The following is a 1,264-nucleotide window of genomic DNA, read 5'->3' as shown; positions in this document are numbered from 1 at the left end:
CGGGCCAGGACTCGCGGGCGAGCGGGAGCAGGGCGCGTCCGCTGCTCGACAGCACCAGGCGTCCGGCCGACCGGTCGAACAGGTCGACCCGCAGCTCGCGCTCGAGCTGGCGCAGCTGGCGGGACAGGGCCGGTTGGGTCACCCGGACGGTGTCTGCGGCGGCCGAGACCGTGCCGGCGTCCGCGACGGCGACGAAGTACCGCAGGGTGCGCAGCTCCATGACGTCCATCCTATGCCCGTCGAGCATGTCGTCCATCGAAAAGAGGTATTGGACGGCATGGCCCGTCGCGTCCGATCATGGCCGCATGAGCCACGAGATCCCCCAGTCGCGCCACGTCGTCCAGGTCCCGGGACCGCGTTCGGTCGAGCTGATGCAGCGCAAGCACGCCGCGGTCGCCGCCGGCGTGGGCGCCACGATGCCGGTCTTCGCCACCCGCGCGGGCGGCGGCATCGTCGAGGACGTCGACGGCAACCGGTTCATCGACCTCGGCTCGGGCATCGCCGTGACGTCCGTCGGTGCCAGCAACCCGCGTGTCGCCGCCGCCGTGACCGAGCAGGTGCAGGCGTTCACGCACACCTGCTTCATGGTCACGCCGTACGAGGGCTACGTCGCCGTCGCCGAGGCGCTCGGCCGCCTGACGCCCGGTGACCACGAGAAGCGCACGGCGCTGTTCAACTCCGGCGCCGAGGCCGTCGAGAACGCGGTCAAGATCGCCCGCTCCTACACCGGCAAGCAGGCCGTCGTCGTCTTCGACCACGCCTACCACGGCCGCACGAACCTCACGATGGCCATGACGGCCAAGAACATGCCGTACAAGCACGGCTTCGGCCCGTTCGCCTCCGAGGTCTACCGGGCCCCGCTGTCGTACCCGTTCCGCGACGAGGACGTCGACGGCGCGGCCGCGGCGCAGCGCGCGATCACCGTCATCGAGAAGCAGGTCGGCGCGGCCAACCTGGCCGCCGTCGTCATCGAGCCCATCCAGGGCGAGGGCGGCTTCATCGAGCCGGCCGAGGGCTTCCTGCCCGCGCTGGCCGAGTGGTGCCGCGCCAACGACGTCGTGTTCGTGGCCGACGAGGTGCAGACCGGCTTCGCCCGCACCGGCGACCTGTTCGCCTGCGACCGCGAGGGCGTCGTGCCCCGACCCCCAGCGAGTACCCCAACGACGGCAAGATCGCCAAGGTCTTCGAGCCGGTCACCCGGGCGACGATCCTCACGCCGACCGACTACATCGGCACGATCATGGAGCTGTGCCAGTCGCGCCGC

Annotated in this window: 1 protein-coding gene and 1 pseudogene; one reads left to right on the top strand and one right to left on the bottom strand. The window is 71.3% G+C overall.

Annotated features, from left to right (window positions below):
* Positions 1–256: LysR family transcriptional regulator (locus tag AC2W7G_RS16590; protein ID WP_485869407.1), on the bottom strand; the 256-nt coding region annotated here is incomplete at its 3' end.
* A gap of 49 nt (positions 257–305) precedes the next feature.
* On the opposite strand from AC2W7G_RS16590, the pseudogene AC2W7G_RS16585 reads away from it, so the two are divergent.
* A pseudogene (locus tag AC2W7G_RS16585) lies at positions 306–1,139 on the top strand (aminotransferase class III-fold pyridoxal phosphate-dependent enzyme); the annotation flags it as partial.
* Positions 1,140–1,264: the final 125 nt, after the last annotated feature.

It is taken from the genome of Aeromicrobium sp. PFPM2_SD2 (assembly GCF_057364525.1).
The sequence above is the reverse complement of the archived record's forward strand: the minus strand, read 5'-3'. Positions and strand labels throughout refer to the sequence as shown.